This is a genomic window from Halomonas citrativorans (assembly GCF_900163645.1).
GTDB lineage: Bacteria > Pseudomonadota > Gammaproteobacteria > Pseudomonadales > Halomonadaceae > Vreelandella > Vreelandella citrativorans.
The window spans coordinates 1-3236 of the sequence record NZ_FUKM01000018.1; the positions used below are offsets into that span (position 1 = coordinate 1).

The window sequence follows — 3236 nt, forward strand, 5'->3', positions numbered from 1 at the left end:
ATAAGTGCCTGACGATGACCTACTCTCGCATGGGGAGACCCCACACTACCATCGGCGCTAAGCGGTTTCACTACTGAGTTCGGCAAGGGATCAGGTGGTTCACGCTCGCTATGGTCGTCAGGCGTAACTGTCAACGTATATCATGCCGTGTCGTGTGATCGTCTCTCGTGCCAGGCGTTTTTCTCGCCCGGCGCGCGTATCCGGTATCTTCATCGTTGCCACGGCGACCAGACCCCTTGGGTGTTATAGGGTCAAGCCTCACGGGCCATTAGTACACGTTAGCTCAACGCCTTGCAGCGCTTCCACACCGTGCCTATCAACCAGCTGGTCTCGCTGGGCCCTTCAGGAGGCTCAAGGCCTCGGGGATGTCTCATCTTGAAGGGGGCTTCCCGCTTAGATGCTTTCAGCGGTTATCCCGTCCGACCATAGCTACCCGGCAATGCCACTGGCGTGACAACCGGAACACCAGAGGGTCGTCCACTCCGGTCCTCTCGTACTAGGAGCAGCTCTTCTCAAACATCCAACGCCCACGGCAGATAGGGACCGAACTGTCTCACGACGTTCTAAACCCAGCTCGCGTACCACTTTAAATGGCGAACAGCCATACCCTTGGGACCGACTTCAGCCCCAGGATGTGATGAGCCGACATCGAGGTGCCAAACACCGCCGTCGATGTGAACTCTTGGGCGGTATCAGCCTGTTATCCCCGGAGTACCTTTTATCCGTTGAGCGATGGCCCTTCCATACAGAACCACCGGATCACTAGAACCTGCTTTCGCACCTGCTCGACGTGTCTGTCTCGCAGTCAAGCACCCTTATGCTCTTGCACTCACTGCACGATGTCCGACCGTGCTGAGGGTACCTTCGTGCTCCTCCGTTACTCTTTGGGAGGAGACCGCCCCAGTCAAACTACCCACCACACACTGTCCTCGATCCGGATAACGGACCTGAGTGAGAACGCCAATGATGCCAGGCTGGTATTTCAAGGTTGGCTCCCCTCGAACTGGCGTCCGAGGTTCAAAGCCTCCCAGCTATCCTACACAGGCAACATCAGCGTCCAGTGTGAAGCTATAGTAAAGGTTCACGGGGTCTTTCCGTCTAGCCGCGGGTACACCGCATCTTCACGGCGATTTCAATTTCACTGAGTCTCGGGTGGAGACAGCGTGGCCATCATTACGCCATTCGTGCAGGTCGGAACTTACCCGACAAGGAATTTCGCTACCTTAGGACCGTTATAGTTACGGCCGCCGTTTACCGGGGCTTCAATCAAGAGCTTCGACCGAGGTCTAACACCATCATTTAACCTTCCGGCACCGGGCAGGCGTCACACCCTATACGTCCTCTTGCGAGTTGGCAGAGTGCTGTGTTTTTAATAAACAGTTGCAGCCACCTGGTATCTTCGACCGGTTCGGGCTTGGAGAGCAAGTCTCGTTACCCTACGCCGGCGTGCCTTCTCCCGAAGTTACGGCACCATTTTGCCTAGTTCCTTCACCCGAGTTCTCTCAAGCGCCTTGGGATTCTCACCCTGACCACCTGTGTCGGTTTGGGGTACGGTCGCACATGATCTGAAGCTTAGAGGCTTTTCCTGGAAGCGTGGCATCAATGACTTCGACACCGAAGTGTCTTCGTCTCGTCTCTCGGCTTGAAAGGGTCCCGGATTTACCTGAGACCCAGGCCTACTGACTTTCACCAGGACAACCAACGCCTGGCTCACCTAGCCTTCTCCGTCCCCCCATCGCAATCATGTCCGGTACGGGAATATTAGCCCGTTTCCCATCGACTACGCCTTTCGGCCTCGCCTTAGGGGCCGACTCACTCTGCTCTGATTAGCATCGAACAGAAAACCTTGGTCTTCCGGCGGGGGAGTTTTTCACTCCCCTTATCGTTACTCATGTCAGCATTCGCACTCGTGATACCTCCAGCAGACTTCTCAATCCACCTTCATCGGCTTACACGACGCTCCTCTACCGCTCATCCTGAGGATGAACCCGTAGCTTCGGTATCTGGTTTAGCCCCGTTACATCTTCCGCGCAGGCCGACTCGACTAGTGAGCTATTACGCTTTCTTTAAAGGATGGCTGCTTCTAAGCCAACCTCCTAGCTGTCTGAGCCTTCCCACATCGTTTCCCACTTAACCAGAATTTGGGGACCTTAGCTGACGGTCTGGGTTGTTTCCCTTTTCACGACGGACGTTAGCACCCGCCGTGTGTCTCCCACGCTTGCACTCACCGGTATTCGGAGTTTGCCTCGGGTTGGTAAGTCGGGATGACCCCCTAGCCGAAACAGTGCTCTACCCCCGGTGGTGATACGTGAGGCGCTACCTAAATAGCTTTCGAGGAGAACCAGCTATCTCCGGGCTTGATTAGCCTTTCACTCCGATCCACAAGTCATCCAAATCTTTTTCAACAGATCCTGGTTCGGGCCTCCAGTTGATGTTACTCAACCTTCACCCTGCTCATGGATAGATCGCCCGGTTTCGGGTCTATATCCAGCGACTGTGTCGCCCAGTTAAGACTCGGTTTCCCTACGGCTCCCCTATACGGTTAACCTCGCCACTGAATATAAGTCGCTGACCCATTATACAAAAGGTACGCAGTCACAGAACAAGTCTGCTCCTACTGCTTGTACGCACACGGTTTCAGGATCTATTTCACTCCCCTCTCCGGGGTTCTTTTCGCCTTTCCCTCACGGTACTGGTTCACTATCGGTCAGCCAGGAGTATTTAGCCTTGGAGGATGGTCCCCCCGTCTTCAGTCAAGGTTTCTCGTGCCCCGACCTACTCGATTTCACGTGATCAGATTTTCGACTACGGGGCTATCACCCGCTATGGCCGAGCTTCCCAGCTCGTTCGTCTAATCAGTCACACGCTTAAGGGCTGGTCCCCGTTCGCTCGCCGCTACTGGGGGAATCTCGGTTGATTTCTTTTCCTCAGGGTACTTAGATGTTTCAGTTCCCCTGGTTCGCCTCGTACCCCTATGTATTCAGGGCACGATACTGACCTTGTGGTCAGTGGGTTTCCCCATTCAGAGATGTCCGGGTCACAGGTTGTTTGCCACCTCGCCGAACCTTATCGCAGGCTTCCACGTCTTTCATCGCCTCTGGCTGCCTAGGCATCCACCGTGTGCGCTTCATTGCTTGACCCTATAACCCGAAGGAGTCTGGGGTTCGCAATGACAACGATTGCCGGATACGCTTGAGACGTATCACACAACAATTACGTATCAACGTTTTAAAAAA

2 rRNA genes are annotated in these 3236 nt (G+C 54.6%); both read right to left on the reverse strand.

Going from position 1 to position 3236, the window contains the following annotated elements:
- Nucleotides 1-6 precede the first annotated feature (6 nt).
- A 5S ribosomal RNA gene (gene rrf, locus CZ787_RS05250) occupies nucleotides 7-122 on the reverse strand.
- Nucleotides 123-247: 125 nt separating this feature from the next.
- Nucleotides 248-3140, reverse strand: a 23S ribosomal RNA gene (locus CZ787_RS05255).
- Between the last annotated feature and the right edge of the window lie 96 nt (nucleotides 3141-3236).